The 17,573-nt window shown below is 67.9% G+C and carries 17 protein-coding genes; 4 read left to right on the top strand and 13 right to left on the bottom strand.

Going from position 1 to position 17,573, the window contains the following annotated elements:
• Nucleotides 1-3: 3 nt before the first annotated feature.
• On the bottom strand, nucleotides 4-912 hold the full coding sequence (locus tag CH339_RS08145) for an alpha/beta fold hydrolase (protein ID WP_111433845.1): 909 nt from the start codon (nucleotides 910-912) through the stop codon (nucleotides 4-6).
• Between the two features lie 113 nt (nucleotides 913-1,025).
• Nucleotides 1,026-2,408: a phosphoribosylamine--glycine ligase gene (gene purD / locus CH339_RS08140; protein WP_111433844.1), complete on the bottom strand. Its 1,383-nt coding sequence runs from the start codon at nucleotides 2,406-2,408 to the stop codon at nucleotides 1,026-1,028.
• A gap of 192 nt (nucleotides 2,409-2,600) precedes the next feature.
• Between purD and ubiA the strand changes: the two genes are divergently transcribed.
• Nucleotides 2,601-3,536 carry a 4-hydroxybenzoate octaprenyltransferase gene (gene ubiA / locus CH339_RS08135; protein WP_111433843.1) on the top strand — a complete coding sequence of 312 codons (936 nt, stop codon included), beginning with the start codon at nucleotides 2,601-2,603 and terminating at the stop codon, nucleotides 3,534-3,536.
• A 218-nt stretch (nucleotides 3,537-3,754) separates the two neighbouring features.
• Here the strand turns inward: ubiA and rsmD are convergent, their stop codons facing one another.
• A complete protein-coding gene (gene rsmD / locus CH339_RS08130) occupies nucleotides 3,755-4,318 on the bottom strand; it encodes a 16S rRNA (guanine(966)-N(2))-methyltransferase RsmD (RefSeq protein ID WP_111433842.1) in 564 nt (187 codons plus the stop codon).
• Nucleotides 4,315-5,382: a pseudouridine synthase gene (locus tag CH339_RS08125; protein WP_201240971.1), complete on the bottom strand. Its 1,068-nt coding sequence runs from the start codon at nucleotides 5,380-5,382 to the stop codon at nucleotides 4,315-4,317. The genes rsmD and CH339_RS08125 overlap by 4 nt, the downstream gene beginning before the upstream one ends.
• A gap of 56 nt (nucleotides 5,383-5,438) precedes the next feature.
• Here CH339_RS08125 and CH339_RS08120 point away from each other — a divergent pair, with 56 nt between their 5' ends.
• Together CH339_RS08120 and CH339_RS08115 are read left to right on the top strand one after the other, a co-directional pair.
• On the top strand, nucleotides 5,439-5,894 hold the full coding sequence (locus tag CH339_RS08120) for a nucleoside deaminase (RefSeq protein WP_201240970.1): 456 nt from the start codon (nucleotides 5,439-5,441) through the stop codon (nucleotides 5,892-5,894).
• A 66-nt stretch (nucleotides 5,895-5,960) separates the two neighbouring features.
• Nucleotides 5,961-6,173 (top strand): DUF2093 domain-containing protein, encoded by a 213-nt coding sequence (locus tag CH339_RS08115; protein WP_111433841.1) that lies wholly within the window; start codon nucleotides 5,961-5,963, stop codon nucleotides 6,171-6,173.
• Between the two features lie 135 nt (nucleotides 6,174-6,308).
• On the opposite strand, the gene lpxK is transcribed toward CH339_RS08115, so the two are convergent.
• The 7 genes from lpxK to CH339_RS08080 form a co-directional block, all read right to left on the bottom strand.
• Nucleotides 6,309-7,346 carry a tetraacyldisaccharide 4'-kinase gene (gene lpxK / locus CH339_RS08110; RefSeq protein WP_111433840.1) on the bottom strand — a complete coding sequence of 346 codons (1,038 nt, stop codon included), beginning with the start codon at nucleotides 7,344-7,346 and terminating at the stop codon, nucleotides 6,309-6,311.
• Nucleotides 7,343-8,644, bottom strand: coding sequence for a 3-deoxy-D-manno-octulosonic acid transferase (locus tag CH339_RS08105; RefSeq protein WP_245408120.1), 1,302 nt, complete (start codon nucleotides 8,642-8,644; stop codon nucleotides 7,343-7,345). Before CH339_RS08105 ends, lpxK begins: the two co-directional genes overlap by 4 nt.
• A 6-nt stretch (nucleotides 8,645-8,650) precedes the next feature.
• Nucleotides 8,651-9,349, bottom strand: coding sequence for a lysophospholipid acyltransferase family protein (locus tag CH339_RS08100; RefSeq protein WP_111433873.1), 699 nt, complete (start codon nucleotides 9,347-9,349; stop codon nucleotides 8,651-8,653).
• A 4-nt stretch (nucleotides 9,350-9,353) separates the two neighbouring features.
• Complete coding sequence (locus CH339_RS08095) at nucleotides 9,354-11,213, bottom strand: ABC transporter ATP-binding protein (protein ID WP_111433839.1); 1,860 nt, start codon at nucleotides 11,211-11,213, stop codon at nucleotides 9,354-9,356.
• A gap of 94 nt (nucleotides 11,214-11,307) precedes the next feature.
• Nucleotides 11,308-11,556, bottom strand: coding sequence for a DUF4170 domain-containing protein (locus CH339_RS08090; protein ID WP_111433838.1), 249 nt, complete (start codon nucleotides 11,554-11,556; stop codon nucleotides 11,308-11,310).
• A gap of 42 nt (nucleotides 11,557-11,598) precedes the next feature.
• Entirely contained in the window at nucleotides 11,599-12,402 is an 804-nt protein-coding gene (locus CH339_RS08085; protein WP_245408119.1) for a 3'(2'),5'-bisphosphate nucleotidase CysQ, read from the bottom strand.
• Complete coding sequence (locus CH339_RS08080; protein ID WP_111433836.1) at nucleotides 12,389-13,735, bottom strand: TldD/PmbA family protein; 1,347 nt, start codon at nucleotides 13,733-13,735, stop codon at nucleotides 12,389-12,391. The genes CH339_RS08085 and CH339_RS08080 overlap by 14 nt, the downstream gene beginning before the upstream one ends.
• A gap of 334 nt (nucleotides 13,736-14,069) precedes the next feature.
• Here CH339_RS08080 and CH339_RS08075 point away from each other — a divergent pair, with 334 nt between their 5' ends.
• Nucleotides 14,070-14,597: a DUF6101 family protein gene (locus CH339_RS08075; protein WP_111433835.1), complete on the top strand. Its 528-nt coding sequence runs from the start codon at nucleotides 14,070-14,072 to the stop codon at nucleotides 14,595-14,597.
• Between the two features lie 21 nt (nucleotides 14,598-14,618).
• On the opposite strand, the gene CH339_RS08070 is transcribed toward CH339_RS08075, so the two are convergent.
• Nucleotides 14,619-15,953 carry a M16 family metallopeptidase gene (locus tag CH339_RS08070; protein WP_245408118.1) on the bottom strand — a complete coding sequence of 445 codons (1,335 nt, stop codon included), beginning with the start codon at nucleotides 15,951-15,953 and terminating at the stop codon, nucleotides 14,619-14,621.
• A 50-nt stretch (nucleotides 15,954-16,003) separates the two neighbouring features.
• Nucleotides 16,004-17,470 carry a M16 family metallopeptidase gene (locus CH339_RS08065; protein WP_207189594.1) on the bottom strand — a complete coding sequence of 489 codons (1,467 nt, stop codon included), beginning with the start codon at nucleotides 17,468-17,470 and terminating at the stop codon, nucleotides 16,004-16,006.
• Nucleotides 17,471-17,573 lie beyond the last annotated feature (103 nt).

Raw genomic sequence — 17,573 nt, 5'->3', positions numbered from 1 at the left:
CGCTCAGCGCTCCCCCTTCAGAAACGGCAGCAGCGCGGCGAGCGTTTCGTCGGGCGCCTCCTCGGCGACGAAATGGCCCGAATCGACGGCGGTTCCGTCGACGTTCTCCGCCCAGCGGCGCCAGACGTCGAGTGGCGAGGGGCCGGCGGGCGCAAGGCCGCCGCCGCCCCAGATGGCATAGAGCGGCACCGCGATCCTGCGGCCGGCCTCGACGTCGGCGGTATCCAGCTCCATGTCGATGCCGGCGCCGGCCCGGTAGTCCTCGCAGGCGGCATGGACGCGGGCGGGATCGGTGAAGAGGCGACGGTAATGGGCGAGTGCCCGCGGGTCGAAGGCGGACAGGTCCTTGGCCTTGGTCCAGCTTGCGATGGTGTGGTCGAGATATCGCTCCGGCTCGGCGGAAATCAGCATTTCCGGCAGCGGTTCCGGCTGGGCGAGGAACAGCCAGTGGTACATCGTCAGCCCGTAGGCCATGTTCATGCGCTGCCAGTACTCGTAGGTCGGCAGGATGTCGAGGACGGCGACGCGCTCCAGCCGGTCGGCATGGTCGAGGGCAAGCCTGTAGGCCACCCGGCCGCCGCGGTCGTGGCCGGCAAGGCGAAACCGGTCGTGGCCGAGTTCGGCCATCAGGGCGACGACGTCGTTCGCCATGGTTCGCTTGGAATAGGCGGCATGATCGCCGCCGCCGCGCGGCGCCTCGCTCGCGCCATAGCCGCGCAGGTCCGGGATGACGCAGGTGAAATGGTCGGCAAGCGCCGGGGCGATCCGGTGCCACATGACGTGGCTCTGGGGATAGCCGTGGAGAAGGACGAGCGGCGGGCCGTCGCCGCCTATCCGGCAGTGCAGCTCCACGCCGTTGGCGGCAATCCGCTCTGTCGCGAAACCCGCAAAGAGATCGTCGCTGCCGGTCATGGCCGATTCTCCGCCGCTCGATGGGACGCGGCGAAGTGTGGCCAGCGGCGACGCCCTTGGCAAGACGGGCGACGGCGCCGCACGAGGCTTTGACGGCTCGTAAAAAGCCGTCGTCAGGCGGTCTTGTCGGCGTCGCCTTCGGGTTTGGATTCGGCTTCGACTGCCGTCTCTTCCTGCTGCTCGGCCGGCGTTTCTTCCGGCGTTTCTTCGGGCGTTTCCGGGCCGCTCTCGGCGTCCTCGCGGGCGATCGCCTGCCAGCCGATGTCGCGGCGGCAGAAGCCGTTCGGCCAGTCGATGGCGTCGACCGCCTGATAGGCGCGCGTCTGCGCTTGCCTGACGGTTTTTCCGAGCGCCGTGACATTGAGGACACGCCCGCCGGTCGCAAGCAGCCGGTCGCCTTCCCTGGCCGTGCCGGCATGGGTGACGGTAACGTCCTCCATCGCCGCGGCGGCATCGACATTGGCGATCTCGGTGCGCTTTTCGTACGAGCCCGGATAGCCCTTGGAGGCCATGACCACGGTCAGCGCCGTCTCCGGCCGCCAGGAAAGCTCCGTCGGCTCCAGCGTGCCGTCGGCGCAAGCGGAGAGCAGCGGCAGCAGATCGTCCTTCAGCCGCGCCATCAGCACCTGGCATTCCGGATCGCCGAAGCGGACGTTGTATTCGATCAGCTTCGGGCCCTGTTTGGTCAGCATCAGGCCGGCATAGAGGACGCCGCGATAGGTGATGCCGGCCTTCGCCAGTTCCTTCACCGTCGGCTCGACGATCTCGCGCATGGTGCGGGCGACGAGGTCCGGGGTCATCGCCGGGGCCGGCGAATAGGCGCCCATGCCGCCGGTGTTCGGCCCCGTGTCGCCGTCGCCGACCCGCTTGTGGTCCTGGGCGGTCGCCAACGGCACCACGGTCGTGCCGTCGGTGAGTGCAAAGAAGCTCGCCTCCTCGCCGACCATGCATTCCTCGATGACGACGCCGCCCGCCATGCCGCCCTCGAAGCAGGCATCGACGGCGGCGACGGCCTCCGCACTCGTCTCGGCGACGACGACGCCCTTGCCGGCGGCGAGCCCGTCGGCCTTGACGACGATGGGCGTGCCGATCACCGACAGGTAGAGCTTGGCCGCGCTCGGATCGTCGTAGCGCCGATAGCGGGCGGTCGGGATGCGGGCGCGGTCGCAGATCTCCTTGGTGAAGGCCTTGGAGCCTTCCAGCCGGGCGGCCTCCTTAGAGGGCCCGAAGGCCTTGATGCCGGCGGCATCGAGATCGTCGACAAGGCCGGCGACCAGCGGCGCTTCCGGGCCGACGACGACGAGGCCGATCTCCCGGTCGCGGCAAAAGGCGATCACAGCGTCGTGGTCGGAGACGTTCACATCGACGCATTCGGCGACGTCGGCGATGCCGGCATTTCCCGGCGCCGCGAAAAGCGTGTCGCACATCGGCGAGCGGGCAATTGTTACGGCCAGCGCATGTTCGCGGCCGCCGCTGCCGATCAGCAGAACATTCATGTCGGTGTATTTCCTTTAGACGACGATTCCGGACAGATCGCTTAGCATGCCGCATCCTGAAGGCAAATGAAGGGCACCGCGACCGCAAACCGCATGGCCGAGCGGCTGCGCTTCGGTGTCGCATTGCGCGAGGGGCTTTTCGCGGGAGCCGTTGGGCCGTAAGAAGGGGCGTTCACAAAGGACGATGCCACCATGAGCGATCTGACCGGAATGGTCACCGATGCGGTTTCCGGCAATTGGGTCGACCGGCGCGCGCCGGCCTGGCTGAAGCCCTATGGCCGGCTGGCGCGCTGGGACCGGCCGATCGGCTGGTGGCTGCTGATGTGGCCGTGCTGGTGGTCGACGGCGCTCGCCGCCGGCCATGCCGGTCAGCCGTTTCCCGATCCCTGGTACCTGTTCCTGTTCACGGTCGGGGCGATCGCCATGCGCGGCGCCGGCTGCACCTATAACGACCTGGTCGATGTGAACATCGACAGCCGGGTGGAGCGCACGCGCACGCGGCCGATCCCGAGCGGTCAGGTCACGCGCAACCAGGCGCGTATCTTCATGGTGCTGCAGTCGCTGGTCGGGCTCGCCGTGCTCGTCCAGTTCAACCGATTCTCCATCGGCCTCGGCATCGCCTCGCTCGCCATCGTCGCCGCCTATCCGTTCATGAAGCGGGTGACCGACTGGCCGCAGTCGGTGCTCGGCCTGTCGTTCTCCTGGGGCGCGCTGATGGGCTGGGCCGCCGTTTTCGGCCAGCTCGACTGGGCGCCGGTGCTGCTTTATTTCGCCGGCTTCTTCTGGACCATCGGCTACGACACCATCTACGCCCACCAGGACAAGGAGGACGATGCCCTCGTCGGCGTGCGCTCCACGGCGCTGCTCTTTGCCGACAGGACGCTGCAATGGGTCAGCGGGCTCTATCTCGCCGCCGTCTTCTGCGTCGCGCTGGCGCTCTGGCTCGCCGGCGCCGGTCCCCTTGCCTATCTCGGCCTCCTCGCCGTCATGGTCCATCTCGGCTGGCAGCTCGCCCGCCTCGACATCAACGATTCGGCCCGCTGCCTCGCCCTCTTCCGCTCCAACCGGGACACGGGCTGGCTCTTGTTCGGCGGGCTGGTGCTCGACAGCCTTGCGCGGAATCTTTGAAGGCGGCGGTTTTCGGACGCCGAGATCGAGACATGCAGATGGGTCGCGAAGGAAGGACTGGATTGCTTCGCTGCGCTCGCAATGACGATTGAGGGAATTCCGGAGTATTTTCAACGTTATTGCGAGGAGGCTGAAAGGCCGACGCGGCAATCCATGCGGCGTTTGCGTGAAACGCAGCCGTCGCTTCCTGACCCATTTCCCGGGATGACGACTGAGGCCTATTCGCTCGCCCCACACTGCAGGAACAGCAACTGCGTGTCGCCGCTCTCGCGCCTTTCCAGGAGCGAAAAACCTTCCGGCAGCGCGATCTCGCTGCGCCGGTCCTCTTCCAGCACGACAATCGCTCCCGGCCGCGCCCAGCCGCCGTCGCTGACGGAGGACAGCGCCTTTTCGCCGAGCCCCTTGCCGTAGGGCGGGTCGAGGAACACCACGTCGAAGGGCGCCATCGGGCTGCACTTGCCGAGCTTCGTAGCATCGCGCCGGTAGAGCTTGGCAAGGCCGGTGGCGCCGAGCGTCTCCATGTTGGTGCGGATGGCGGCGCGGGCGTCCGGCCCCTCCTCCACGAAGAGGACGAAACGGGCGCCCCGCGACAGGGATTCCAGGCCGAGCGCGCCGGAGCCGGCGAAGAGATCGAGGACGCGGGCGCCGTCGAGCGGATCGTCATAGCCATGGGCGAGGACGTTGAAGAGGCTTTCGCGCAGGCGATCCGTCGTCGGCCGGGTCGTCCGGCCGCGCGGCGCGGCAATCGCCGCACCCTTGAAGCGCCCCGCGACGATTCTCACGACTTGGGAGCCGGCCGCTTGCCGGATGGGCGCCCGGATGGCCTGGCCGACGGTTTGCCGGCCGGCTTTCCTGCCGGTCTGCCAGAGGGCTTGCCGGCCGACCGGACGGGCGGCTTGCCGGGCCGAACGGTCCGGTTGCGGTCGCGCTTGTCGGGAACGTCGTCGACGTCGACCATGCCCCGGCGCCGGCGCGGCTTTTTCGGCTGCGGCCTGGCGCCGGCAGCTTCCTTTTTCACCGGCTTCTGCGGCGCCGGCTTCTTCTCGCCGGGCTCCTCGGCAAAGGGCGTGTCGAAATCGGCGCCCGCTTCCACGGCGAGGCGATGGCCGAGCTGGTCGCGCAACACCCGGCCGCGGATCTCGCGGACCTCGCCGTCGGCCAGCTCGCCGAGCTGGAACGGGCCGTAGGAGATCCGGATCAGCCGGTTGACGGCGAGCCCGAGCGCTTCCAGCACGCGCTTCACCTCTCGGTTCTTGCCTTCCCTTAACGCAAGAGTCAGCCAGACATTCTCGCCCTGCTGGCGGTCCAGCGTCGCCTCGATGGCGCCGTAGAGGATGCCGTCGACGGCAAAGCCGTCGGCGAGCCTGTCGAGCTCGGCCTGCGTGATCGAACCGTAGGCACGCACCCGGTAGCGGCGCAGCCAGCCCGTCGCCGGCAGTTCCAGCACCCGGGCGAGACCGCCGTCATTGGTGAGCAACAGCAGGCCTTCGGTGTTGATGTCGAGGCGGCCGACGCTCATGACGCGCGGCATGTCCGCCGGCAGCTTTTCGAAGACAGTGGGCCGGCCCTCGGGATCGCGGTTGGTGGTGACGAGGCCGCGCGGCTTGCGGAACAGCCACAGGCGCGTGCGCTCGCGCTTCGGCAGCTGCTTGCCGTCGACGAGGACGTCGTCGCGCGGGCCGACCGTCGTCGCCGGCGTCGTCAGCACCTTGCCGTTGAGCGACACCCGGCCCTCGGCGATCCACTTTTCGGCGTCGCGGCGCGAGCAGAGCCCGGCGCGCGCCATCACCTTGGCGATGCGTTCGGCCTTCGGCGCGGGGCCGGCTGATTTTGTCTGGGTCTTCATGGTGGTGGCGTGATAGCAGGAAACCGAAAGCCATGCGAAGCGGGAAATGAACGGCGATGACCGGTGTGACGTCCCAGCCGATGAAAGCGGCGCTTGCGGAAGCCCGCGCGGCGGCCGCGCGCGGCGAGGTGCCGGTCGGGGCCGTCATCGTCAAGGACGGCGAGATCGTCGCCCGCGCCGGCAACCGTACCCTTGAAGACCGCGACCCGACGGCGCATGCCGAATTGCTGGCCATCCGTACAGCAGCGGCCGAGCTCGGCTCGGAGCGGCTCACCGGCTTCGACCTCTATGTGACGCTGGAGCCCTGCGCCATGTGCGCGGCGGCGATCTCGTTCGCGCGCATCCGCCGGCTCTATTTCGGGGCCGGCGATGCCAAGATGGGCGCGGTGGAGCACGGGCCGCGGTTCTTCTCGCAGGCCACCTGCCACCACGCGCCGGAGGTCTATTCCGGCATCGCCGAGACCGAGGCCTCAAGGCTGCTGAAGGCGTTCTTTGCCGACCGCCGGAATTGAGGGACTGGCGATTTCGTCGAAAAACGCTTATTTTGGATAGCAAGCAGCCAAATTTCCGGAGCCAAGATGAACCGCTACGAAGCGCCGCGCCCGGCGAGCGAAGCCAAGATCCGCTATCTCGATGCAGACTTCCAGGTCCTGCAGCCGGGCAGCTATGTGCGCTGCGCCGTCACCGGCCAGCCGATCCCGCTCGACGAACTGCGCTACTGGAGCGTCGACCGCCAGGAAGCCTATGTGGACGCCGCGGCCTCGCTGAAGCGGCATCTGGAAACGCGCTGAGGCGCTTGTCGGTTCGACCGGCCTGACGTTTTTGCGAGCGCAGCGAAGCAATCCAGGGACACATGCTCCAAGCGTGCCGCTCTGGATCGCCACGTCGGCCTGACGGCCTTCTCGCGATGACGGAGGTATTCGGTCTTATTTGACCTTTGCCCATCCCTTCTTGGCGTTTCGGGCAGTCCGAGCGCCAAGCGCGGCAAGAACCAGCGCCTTCGGCCCCTCATCGGCAAAATCGATAGAGACCTTCAGGACCCGTGACGCCGCGTGGAGGCGTTCCACGGCGCCCTTTGCCGCCTTCATGCGGGCAGCGTCCTTTTCCGTCGTCACCAGCAGGCGGCCTTCGCTTTCGGCCCGCGCCAGCAGCCTTTCGGCCTCCACGTCGGTAAAGACGTGGTGGTCGGCGAAGGGGGTGCCGGCAACGTCGGCGCCGCAGGCCGTCAGGCTTTCAAAGAATTTCTCCGGCCGGCCGATGCCGGCAAAGGCGAGGACGCGCTTGCCTTCGAAATCGGCGCCGTTCTCCGGCGCCAGCACGGCCGCATGGAGCGGGATTCCGTAGTCGGCGGCGATCGTGCGGAGTTCCGCATCCACCGGCCCCGCGCCGACGGCGACAATGGCATCGGCGAACTGGAGCTGGGTGTCGAGCGGCGCGCGCAAGGGACCGGCCGGAAAGACGAGGCCGTTGCCGATGCCCGCCGCCGCGTCGACGACGACGAGGCTGAGGGTCTTGGCCAGGGAGTGGTTCTGGAAGCCGTCATCCATGACGAGGACGTCGGCGCCGGCCTCGATCGCCATCGCGGCCCCCGCCACCCGGTCGGCGCCGACGACGACCGGCGCGATCCCAGCCAGAAGCAGCGCCTCGTCGCCGATATGGGCGGCGGTGTGGACCTCGGGATCGGCCAGCACCGGCCCCTTCAGCCGGCCGCCATAGCCGCGGGTCAGCACGGCCGGCGTCTTGCCCGCCGCAAGCAGCATGCGCACCACGGCAAGCGCCACCGGCGTCTTGCCGGCGCCGCCCATAGTGAAATTGCCGACGCAGATGACCGGCACACCGGGCGAAAGCCGCGGCCGCTTGTACATGCGGTGGCCGGCAATGGCGCCGTAGAGCGTGGAGACCGGCCAGAGGGCGCGGGAGGCAAGGCTGTCCTTCTGCCACCAGAATCCCGGCGCCCGGTTCATTTTGCCGCCTCTCCCCAATGCACGAGGCAGGGCCTCAATGCCGCGTAGGTCTTTTCAAGCGCGCCCCGCCCCTCCGCGACGATTGCCTCGGCCCGCGCGGCCATCTCCTGCGCCGCATCGGGATTGTCGAGGAGATGCCCGATTGCGCGGATCAGCCCGGCGCCGTCGGCAACGGAGGCCATGGCGCCGGCGTGGTCGAGCTCGCGGTAGACGTCGGCGAAGCTCGACAGGTGCGGACCGGCCACCAGCGCCACCTTCAACTGGGCCGGCTCGATCGGATTGTGGCCGCCGAACGGCACCATCGAGCCGCCGACGAAGGCGACCGGCGCCAGGCGATAGAAGAGCCCCATCTCGCCGATGGTATCGGCGATATAGACGTCTGTTTCCGGGGTAATGTCGCCGCCTCGCGAGCGGCAGGCGACGGTAAGGCCGCGCTCGGCGAGCGCCCCGGCGATTTCCCGTCCGCGCCGCGGATGGCGCGGCACCAGCAGCGTCAACAGGCCGGGATGACCGGGCGCCAGGGTCTCGTGGACGGCGGCGATCGCGTCGTCCTCGCCGGCATGGGTGCTGGCGGCGACCCAGACCGGCCGGCCGGCGATGACCGCGCTCAATTCGGCCTCTGCCGCAGCGTCGGACGGCAGCGGTTCGCTGTCGAATTTCAGGTTTCCGGTGACCACCACGTCGGCGAGCCCGAGGTCGCGGAAGCGTTCCGCGTCGCGGTCGGTCTGGGCAAGGCAGCGGTCGATGAGGCCGAAGACGGTGCCGGCGAGCGCCGGGCGCTTCTTCCAGCGCGACCAGGAACGGCGCGACAGCCGGCCGTTGACGATGCCGACCGGCACGCCGCGCGCGGCAAGCTCCGAAAGGGTCGCCGGCCACAGCTCCGATTCCACGAAGAAGGCCGCCTGCGGCCGCCAGGTGTCGAGGAAGCGGCGCACGGCCGGCACCACGTCGAAGGGGACGTATTGGTGAATGGCGCCGGCAGGCAGGCGCTTTTCGGCGATCTTGGCCGAGGTCACAGTCGCCGTCGTCAGCAAGACGGCGACGTCGTCGGCAACGAAGCGCTCGACCAGCGGCAGGACGGCGTTGGTCTCGCCGACGCTGGCCGCGTGGACCCAGACCAGTGCGCCGGCCGGGCGCGCCTTGGAGGCGCGGCCGTAGCGCTCGCCGCGCCGCGCGGGATCCTCCTTGGCCTTGCGGTTGCGCCAGGCGAGCAACAGGTGGAGGAACGGCGTCGCCGCGCGGCCGAGGCCGCGATAGAACGCCATTGCCGGCGAGAACCGTGTCGGGGCCGCCATCATGCCGGATCAGTCTGTTGTTTCATCGGCAATCGCATAGGCCCGTTTTATGACCGCGTCGAGGCCTGCCTTGACTCGTTCGCATTCGCGCTTGAGCCCCGCCTCGTCGAGGTTGGACGGTACGAAGATCGGATCGCCCGCCACGAAACCGCAGCGGCTGAACGGCAGGTTGACCGCCATCCGGTCCCAGGTGTCGAGCTCGATGCGGCGGGATGTCGCATAGCCGGTCGGCAGGATCGGCCGACCGGAACGGCTGGCGAGCTGGACGATGCCGGGGCCGCAGACCCGCGCCGGGCCCTTCGGCACGTCGGCCGTCAGCGAGACGGAGATGCCGTTTTCCAGGCACCGGAGCGCCTCCAGGAAGCCGCGCACGCCGCCGCGGCGGGAGATCTGGCGCGCGGTCTTGCCGCCGGAGGCCCGGATCAGGCCCATCCCCAGCTTTTTCGCTGCGATGGCGTTGATGTCGCCGTCGCCGGACTTGGAGATCATGACGCGGATGTCGGCGTTGGTCGGCCGCGCGAACGGCATCAGGAAGTGCTGGCCGTGCCACATGGTGACGATGTTGGGGGTCACCGCATGGTAGTAGCCGTCGATGTCCTCCGGCTCGATGATCAGCGTGCTGGTGCGGTCGATGAAATCCAGATAGGCGGCAAGCGTATTTCCTATGAGGCGCCGGAACGCTTCCGATTTGACGATCCGTTTCAGCATGACGTCAGCCGGCGCTCGCGGCGGGCGTTGCAGGCGCCGGCGGCTCTGGCGCCGCACTGTCGGCATCGCCCCGGAACTGGGTACGGTGGAGATGGGCGTAGAGCCCGTTGCTGGCGATCAGCTCGGCATGGGTGCCGGTCTCCACGATGCGGCCCTTGTCCATGACGACGATGATGTCGGCCTTCTTCACCGTGGACAGCCGGTGGGCGATCATTAGCACCGTGCGGCCTTCCAGGAGGGTGTCGAGGGCGACCTGCACCTTGGCCTCGGCTTCGGCATCGAGGGCGCTGGTTGGCTCGTCGAGGAGGACGATCGGCGCATCTCGCAGGATCGCCCGGGCAAAGGCGATGCGCTGCTTCTGGCCGCCGGACAGGAGGTTTCCGGATTCGCCGACGCGGGTCTCGTAGCCCTGGGCCAGCGCGGCGATGAACTCGTCGGCGCCGGCAGCCTTGGCGGCATCGAGGATGGCTTCGTCGGTGGCGCCCTCAGAGCCGTAGCAGATGTTGGCGCGCACCGTGTCGTCGAACAGCACCGGCTCCTGGGTCAGCAGCGCGTTGGACAGGCGCACGCTCGACAGCGTGGCGTCGCGTAAATCCTGGTCGTCGACGAGGATGCGGCCGGCGTCGGGGTCGAAGAAGCGCAGCATCAGGTTGATCAGCGTCGACTTGCCGGCGCCCGACGGGCCGACGAGGGCGATGCGGCTGCCGGCCGGGACGTCGAGCGTGAAATCGGCAAGGACGGGCCGGCCCTCCTCGTAGGAAAAGCTCACATTGTCGAACCGGATGGCGCCCTCGCGCACGACGAGCGGCTTTGCCGCCGGGTTCTCGGCGACCTTGGAATCGCGGTCGATGATGCCGTAGACGCGCGAGGCCGCGATGACCCCTTCCTGCAGCGTGTTATGGAGCTGGGCGAGCGCCTTGACCGGCTGGTAGATCAGCATTGCCGCGGTCATGAAACCGGAGAAATGGCCAAGCGTCAGATCGCCATAGATGCCCTGGTAACCGCCATAGAGGATGGCGCCGGCAAAACCGAGGCCGGAGATCGATTCGGCGACCGGCGCGGTGGCGGCGCGCATCCGCACCGTCTGCATCATGTATTCCAGCGTCCGGTCGATGATGGCGCGCGCGCGCGAGGTTTCCTCCGCCTCGCGGTGGTAGGCCTTGACGACGCGGATGCCGTGCAGCGTCTGGGCGACGATGGAGCCGAGATCGCCGGTCTCCTGCAAGGTGCGGCGCACCGAGGAGCGGGTGCGCTTTCGCTGCAGGCGCAGGAGCGAGCCGCCGATCGGCAGGGCGGCAAGGACGATCAGCGCCAGGAGCCAGTCCATGTAGAACATGGCGGCGGTCAGGAAGACGATCTGCAGAAAATTCTTGGCGATGCCGGAAAGGGTCTGGGCGGCGGCGCGGTTGACCACCGTTACATCGGTCATGAAGACGGAGACGAAGCGGCCCGAATGGGTCGCCTGCAACCAGCCGAGGTCGGAAAAGGCGAGCTTTTCGAAGAGCTGGGTGCGCAGATCGGCGATGATGCGGCTGCCGAGATAGGCCTCGGTCACCCGCGAGGTGTAGTCGGCCATGCCGCGGGCCACCATCACGGCAAGGACGGCGACCGGCAGCACGTAGAGCATCGCCTCCTTGCGGGCGATGAAGATGTCGTCGATGGCGCGCTGCATCAGGAACGGCATGGCGCCGGTGGTCGCGGCGACGAAGGCCATGGTGGCGAGCGCCACCACGAGCAGCGGCCAGCGCGGCTTCAGGTGGTCGCGGGCAATGCGGCGAACGACCTCAAAGGTCTCGATCGGCGGCACGTCGAGGGTGTCGTCGTCCCGCGCGTCCATCGCCTTGTCTAGAAGGATGCCCTTCAACCAACCATTCCCGCATTGTCGCCGGCGTTCAAAGTCGCTGCTTACACGTCGCGACCGCCGGCGTCATCCCCTTGCCACGGACAGCGGCAATGGGTCAGCCCTGCAGATCCTTGTCGTGGTCCGGGTCGAGCAGCCGGTGCACGTGGATGATGAAATAGCGCATATGGGCATTGTCGACGGTCATGTGCGCCTTCGATTTCCAGACATCGTAGGCGCTGGCGTAGTTCGGGTAGACGCCGACCACCTCGACCTCGTCGAGGTTGGAAAAGGTCACGTCTTCCAGGTCTTCCAGCTCGCCGCCGATGACGATGTGGAGAAGCTGCTTCTGCTTTTCTTCGGCCATGGGATGCTCCGCATGAGATCGGGTGTCGTCCGGGAGGAACGGCTATCGGTGACGGACGGACGAGGCGATCCGCTGCCGCAGCGCTTCATGGACGCCGGCAGCCGCAGCCACCAGCGCCGGATGACGCAAGCGCTTTTCATTATAGCGGATCTGCCGGCCGTCGATATCCGTCATCAGACCGCCCGCTTCATGCACGATTAGGTCGGCGGCGGCAAGGTCCCAGTCATAGGCGTCGGGGCGGGCGGCGGCGCCGTCGATGCGGCCGTCGCCGACGAGCGCCAGCCGGTAGGCCAGCGAGGGAATGAAACGGGCCCGGTTGATGCCGGTCGCCGCAAGAAAGGTGTCGGAGAGCACGTTCTTTGAGCCGGCGATCAGCGCGCCTTGCAGCCCCTCATGGCTGCTCGGCGCGACCGGCGCACCGTTGAGGCTGGCGCCGGCGCCGGCCGAGGCCAGGAACAGCTCGTCGTGAACGGGGGCAAAGAGCGCGGCGGCAACGGGCCGGCCGGCCTCTGCAATGGCCAGCGACACCGTCCAGTCGGGCCTGCCGTCGACGAAGGCCTTGGTGCCGTCGATGGGATCGACGACGAAGACCCGGGCGCAACCGAGCCGGGCCGCGTCGTCCTCCGATTCCTCCGAGATCCAGCCATGGTCGGGTCGTGCCGTCATCAGCCGGTCGCGCAGGAAATCGTCGACGGCGATGTCGGCCTCGGTGACGACGGAGTTGCCCTCCTTCATCCAGCGCTCGGGATCGCGGCGGAAATAGGTGAGCGCAAGGGCCCCGGCGTCGCGGGCGGCATTTGCCAGGAGGTCGAGATCGGCGCGCATTGCGGCGTCAGCGTCCGGCAATGGTCACCCCTTCGACGGCGACCGTCGGCACCTCGATGCCGAAACGGTACTCGGGATCGTTGGCCGGGATCAGCCGGGCGAACATGTCCTTCAGGTTGGCCGCGACCGTGATCTCGCTGACGGGAGAGACGATTTCGCCATTCTCGAACCAGAAGCCGGAGGCGCCGCGGCTGTAGTCGCCGGTCACCGCATTGACGCCATGGCCGATGAGGTCGGTGATGTAGAGCCCGGAGCCGATCTCCCTCATCAGCTCCGCGGGCGATTTCTCGCCCGCGCCGAGCGTCACGTTGGTGGCCGACGGCGAGGTGCCGCCGCCACCGCGCGAGGCCCGGCCGTTGGTTTCCAGCCCCAGTTCGCGGCCGGTCGCAGAATCGAGCAGCCAGGCCTGCAAGACGCCACCCTCGACGAGGTCGAGCGGCGCGACGCTCACACCTTCCGCGTCGAAGGGGCGCGAGCCGAGGCCGCGCCGGCGCAGCGGATCGTCGGCAATGCGGATGCCGGGCGCAAACACCGGCTTGCCCAGCCGGTCGGCGAGGAAACTGGTCTTGCGGGCGATGGCGCCACCGCTGATCGCGGCGACGAAATGGCGGATGAGGCTGGCCGCAGCGCGCGGCTCGTAGATGACGGTGGCGGCGTTGCGGGTCTCGATCTTGTCGGCGCCGAGCCGGGCCACCGCCCGTTCGCCGGCGCCGCGGCCGATCTCTTCGGGCCCGTCCAGATCGTCGCGGTGGGTGGCGACCGACATCTCGTAATCGCGCTCCATGCCGGTGCCGCTGCCGGCGATGGCCGTCATGGAGATGGTGTGGCGGGAGACCAGGTAGGAGCCGGCAAAGCCGTCGGAGGTGGCCAGGACAAGGCCGGAAAGGCTGGTGCCGGCATGGGCGCCGCCCGACTTGGCAACGCCCTCGACCGCAAGGCCGGCCTCCTCGGCGACAAGCGCCACGTCGGTGAGCGCCTTGGCATCCGGCTGCACCGGATCGACGAGGTCGAGGTCGGGGAATTCGCGGGCGAGGCGCTCGCGGTCGGCCAGGCCCGCGAAGCGGTCCTCCGGGGCGACCTTGGCCATGGCGACGGCACGCTCGGCCAGCGTGTCGAGCCTGTCGAGCACATTGGCCGAGACCGAGGCGGAGCGGTTGCCGACGAAGACGCGCAGCGAGAAGTCGTCCGATTCGGAGCGCTCGCTCTCCTCCACCTTGCCGCCGCGCACATCGATACCAAGCTGCACGCCCTTGACGACGACCGCGTCGGCGGCATCGGCGCCGGCCCGCTTGGCCGCGGCAACGAGCTCGGCGGCCCGCGCCTCAAGCGGTTTTAAATCCAGATCAACTGACATTGAAAGAGTCTCCAGGTTGAGACCTGTTTAGGGCGCCCGGAGCGGCCCGGCAAGCACGGTCGATTTTTCGGACGGCGGCAAGAGCGCCGCGGCAGCCCGCAAGGCGGTCCGCCGTCAAGATGAACAAGAGGTTTCCAGAAGTTCTGGTGATATTCTGCTAACCCTTTCAGAAATCACTAAAATTTAACCAGACCCCTTAAGCCGATCCAAACCTGTCCCGCATAAATTGACCCTCAACATGAACACGGGGCTCCAAGAAAAACCGCCCCCAACAAAGTTCATGAGGCGTCAAATGTTGAGTAAAAGAGCTCCGCTTCCGCGGAACAGCTTCGGCTTGAGGCTGGATCCCTTCTCCCTGCCTGCGCGTTATTCGGCCCCGCTTGCCGGCGCGCAGGCAGGCGATGAGGCAAACATCTATCTCGACCGGGACCTGGTGGTGGTCAAACGCCGCCTGTCCGGTCTGCCCCTCACCGTCTCGCTGCCGGTCTCGGCGTTCACCGGCATCGCCGTGCGCTCGAGCCCGCTCGACGAGGAGGGCGCGGTCGCGGTCTCCATCGAGCTTCTGCACCGGGATCCGGCGCTGTCGCTGCCGCTTGTCGTTGCCGACAGCTATGACGAGATCGTCGCCGACTGGCAGGCCTGGTCGAAGACCCTCGGCCTGCCGTTGATGCTGATCGAGGCGGACGGCAGCCTGACCCAGCCGGTCGCCCAGATCGGCCGCCTGCGCTTCGACGGCACGCTGTCGCGCCGCCGCCGCACCAACCGGCGCCGCCGCCCGCGCTTCCTTGCCCGGCGCAAGACCGGGCTGCCGGAGCGGACGGAAACGCGCTACGCGGAACGCGAGATCATCGCCCGGACGTAAGAGACGTCCCCTCTCCCGACATCAGCTCGACGACTGCCCGACGACCGAGATCGTCAGGTCGCCGCCGGCCAGAACGCGCTTTGCCGCGCGCTTGACGTCTTCCAGGGTGACGGCCTCGATGAGATCGTTGCGCTTGTCGATATAGTCGATGCCGAGGTCTTCCTGCTGGATGGCAACCAGCGCCTCGGCGATCTTGGACGATGCGTCGAAGCGCAGCGGATAGGACCCGATCAGGTACTTCTTGGCCTTTTCCAGCTCTTCGGCGGTCGGGCCTTCCTCCGCCATGCGGCGGATTTCGGCGCGGATCAGCTTCAGCGTCTCGTCGGCGCGCCCGGAGCGGGTCGCGGTGCCGCCGAGGAAGATGCCGGCGTGGTCCATCGGCGCCAGATAGGTGTAGACCGAATAGGCAAGGCCGCGTTTCTCGCGCACTTCCTCATAGAGCCGCGAGGTAAAGCTGCCGCCGCCGAGGATGTGGTTCATCACATAGGCCGGCACGAAATCCTTGTCGGCGCGTTTCAGGCCGGCGCCGCCGAAGCGGATGACGGTCTGCGGGATCGCCATCGATTCCACGTTGCGCGCGCCGGTTACCGGTGAGACGTCCGGCACTTCGGTGAGATTGGCCTTTTCCGGCAGGTCGCCGAAGACCTCGTCGACGAGCTTGCCGACGGTCTCCGCATCGATGGCGCCGACGACGGCGATCTTCAGGTTTTCCCTGGCAAAGACATCCTTGCGGAAGGCCTTCAGGTCGTCGACGGTGATCTTCTTGACGGTGTCCTCCGTGCCCTTGCTCGGATTGCCGTAGGGGTGCTTCGGAAAGGCGGTCTTGAACCACACGCGGGAGGCGATGTTGTCGGGATCCTTCTCGTTGCGGCGGATCGAGGACAGCACCTGGGCGCGGATGCGCTCCACCGGCTCGGCGTCGAAGCGCGGCTCATTGACAGCGAGCTTCAACAGGTCGGCGCCTTCGGAGAGATTGGTCGTCAGGGTGCGCAGGCTGCCGTAGAAGGCATCGCGCCCCTCGGAAAAGGAGAGCTGCACCGAGGTGTCCTGCAGGCGCTCCTGGAAAGCCTTGCTGTCGAGGTCGCCGGCGCCCTCGTCGAGGAGACCGGAGACCATGTTGGCGACACCGGCCTTGCCCTCCGGGTCTTGGGCCGAGCCGCCGCTGAAGGCGAAGTTGACCGCGATCAGCGGGATCGAGTGCTCTTCCACCAGCCAGGCCTCGATGCCGCCGGGACTGACGACGCGCTGGATCTCCATGGCGCGGGCGAACGGCGCGAGCGCCACGAGGGCGACGAAGGCGAAAGCGACGGTGAGCGCCTGCAGCGCTGCACGGGCGGGAACATGCTGCCGGATCACGGGCCGGGTCTCCTTCATGGTCATCATCTCAGTCGGCATATGAGCGGGCATCAGGATTTCGGCTCCGGTTTTCTGGCGGCCGCATCTGCGCCGTCCTTCGGTGCGTCGGCGGCGGTCTTGACCGGGGCCGGCAGGAGTTGGGCGGTCACGGCATAGTCGTTGCGCAGATAGGTTTTCGCGGCTTCGCGGACCTCCTTCGCCGTCACCTCGTCGATGCGGGCTGGCCAGGTCTGGACGCCCTCGACGGTGCCGCCGGTGGTCAGCGCGGCGCCGAAGATGCGGGCGAGCGTCGCCTGGCTGTCCTGTGCGTAGATCGCGTCGGCGACGATGGTGCGCTTGGCGCGGGCCAGTTCCTCGTCGGTGATGCCGTTTTCCGCGACGTCGCGGATGATGGCGTCGATCTCGTCCGTCAGGGCGTCCAGTTCGACGCCCGGGCGCGGCGAGGCATAGACTGAGAAGCGGGTGTCGTCGAGGGAGGTGCCCTGGTACCAGGCGCCGGCGCTGGCCGCGAGTTTCTTGTCGACGACGAGGCTGCGGTAGATGCGGCTGGTGGAGCCGCCGCCGAGGACTTCGGCAAGCACGTCGAGCGCTTCGGCCTCGCCGTCCTTGGCCGTCGTGTAGCTCGGCGTCGGCCAGGCCCGGCGCACGCTCGGCTGGGTCACCTGCGGATCGCGCAGGGTGAGGAACCGCTCGGCCATCGGCTTGGGATCGGTCGGGCGGATGCGCGGGCCGGGATCGGCGCGGCGGGCGACCTTGCCGTAGGTCTTTTCCGCAAGCGCCTTCACCTCGTCGGCGGTGACGTCACCGGCAACGACGAGGACGGCGTTGTTGGGCGTGTAGAAGCGGTTGTAGAAGGCGATCGCGTCGTCGCGGCTCAGCTTTTCCATCTCGTGGCGCCAGCCGATGATCGGGATGCCGTAGGGGTGCTGGACGTAAAAGGCGGCGTCGAAGGCCTCGCCGAGGCGGGCGGCGGGCGAATTGTCGACGCGCGAGGCGCGCTCTTCCAGGATAACGTCGCGCTCCGGCAGCACCACCTCGTCGGTGAGCACCAGATTGGCCATGCGGTCGGCCTCGAACGACATCATCAGTTCGAGGTTCTGCTTGGAGACCTTCTGGTAATAGGCGGTGTAGTCGTAGGAAGTGAAGGCGTTCTCCTCGCCGCCGATTTCCGCGACCGTTGCCGAGAACTCGCCGGTCGGATGGGCCTTGGTGCCTTTGAACATCAGGTGCTCAAGAAAGTGGGCGATACCGGACACGCCCGGCTTTTCGTCCGCGGCGCCGACCTTGTACCAGATCATGTGGGTAACGACCGGAGCCCGGCGATCCGGGATGACGACCACTTCCAGCCCGTTGTCGAGGGTGAAGGTGGAAACGTCCGCGCCGACGACCGGCGGCTTCTCGGCCGCCTCGATGGCCTTGGTGCCGGTTTCGGCAAGGGCGGCCGGGGCGCCGGCAAAAAGGGCGGGGCCGACGGCAAGGAAGGTTGCGGCGGCAAGGCTCGGAATCCAGTGCTTCAAGGCGGGTCCTCTCGGCTGTTTCGGCGGACGGCGGCAACGGCCGGCGTCGACGGCAGGCGCGCGCAAGGCTGCGCACGGTTTCACAGCAATATAGGCGGCGGAA

The sequence above is a fragment of the Rhodobium orientis genome, from assembly GCF_003258835.1.
Taxonomy (GTDB): domain Bacteria; phylum Pseudomonadota; class Alphaproteobacteria; order Rhizobiales; family Rhodobiaceae; genus Rhodobium; species Rhodobium orientis.
This window is presented reverse-complemented; position numbering and strand designations above follow the sequence as displayed.

Excerpts from the sequence above, each read along its gene's own strand:
- CH339_RS08145 (WP_111433845.1), bottom strand. The coding sequence starts at position 912 with ATGACCGGCAGCGACGATCTCTTTGCGGGTTTCGCGACAGAGCGGATT.
- purD (WP_111433844.1), bottom strand. The coding sequence starts at position 2,408 with ATGAATGTTCTGCTGATCGGCAGCGGCGGCCGCGAACATGCGCTGGCC.
- ubiA (WP_111433843.1), top strand. The coding sequence starts at position 2,601 with ATGAGCGATCTGACCGGAATGGTCACCGATGCGGTTTCCGGCAATTGG.
- CH339_RS08125 (WP_201240971.1), bottom strand. The coding sequence starts at position 5,382 with ATGAAGACCCAGACAAAATCAGCCGGCCCCGCGCCGAAGGCCGAACGC.
- CH339_RS08120 (WP_201240970.1), top strand. The coding sequence starts at position 5,439 with ATGACCGGTGTGACGTCCCAGCCGATGAAAGCGGCGCTTGCGGAAGCC.
- CH339_RS08115 (WP_111433841.1), top strand. The coding sequence starts at position 5,961 with ATGAACCGCTACGAAGCGCCGCGCCCGGCGAGCGAAGCCAAGATCCGC.
- lpxK (WP_111433840.1), bottom strand. The coding sequence starts at position 7,346 with ATGAACCGGGCGCCGGGATTCTGGTGGCAGAAGGACAGCCTTGCCTCC.
- CH339_RS08105 (WP_245408120.1), bottom strand. The coding sequence starts at position 8,644 with ATGATGGCGGCCCCGACACGGTTCTCGCCGGCAATGGCGTTCTATCGC.
- CH339_RS08100 (WP_111433873.1), bottom strand. The coding sequence starts at position 9,349 with ATGCTGAAACGGATCGTCAAATCGGAAGCGTTCCGGCGCCTCATAGGA.
- CH339_RS08090 (WP_111433838.1), bottom strand. The coding sequence starts at position 11,556 with ATGGCCGAAGAAAAGCAGAAGCAGCTTCTCCACATCGTCATCGGCGGC.
- CH339_RS08080 (WP_111433836.1), bottom strand. The coding sequence starts at position 13,735 with ATGTCAGTTGATCTGGATTTAAAACCGCTTGAGGCGCGGGCCGCCGAG.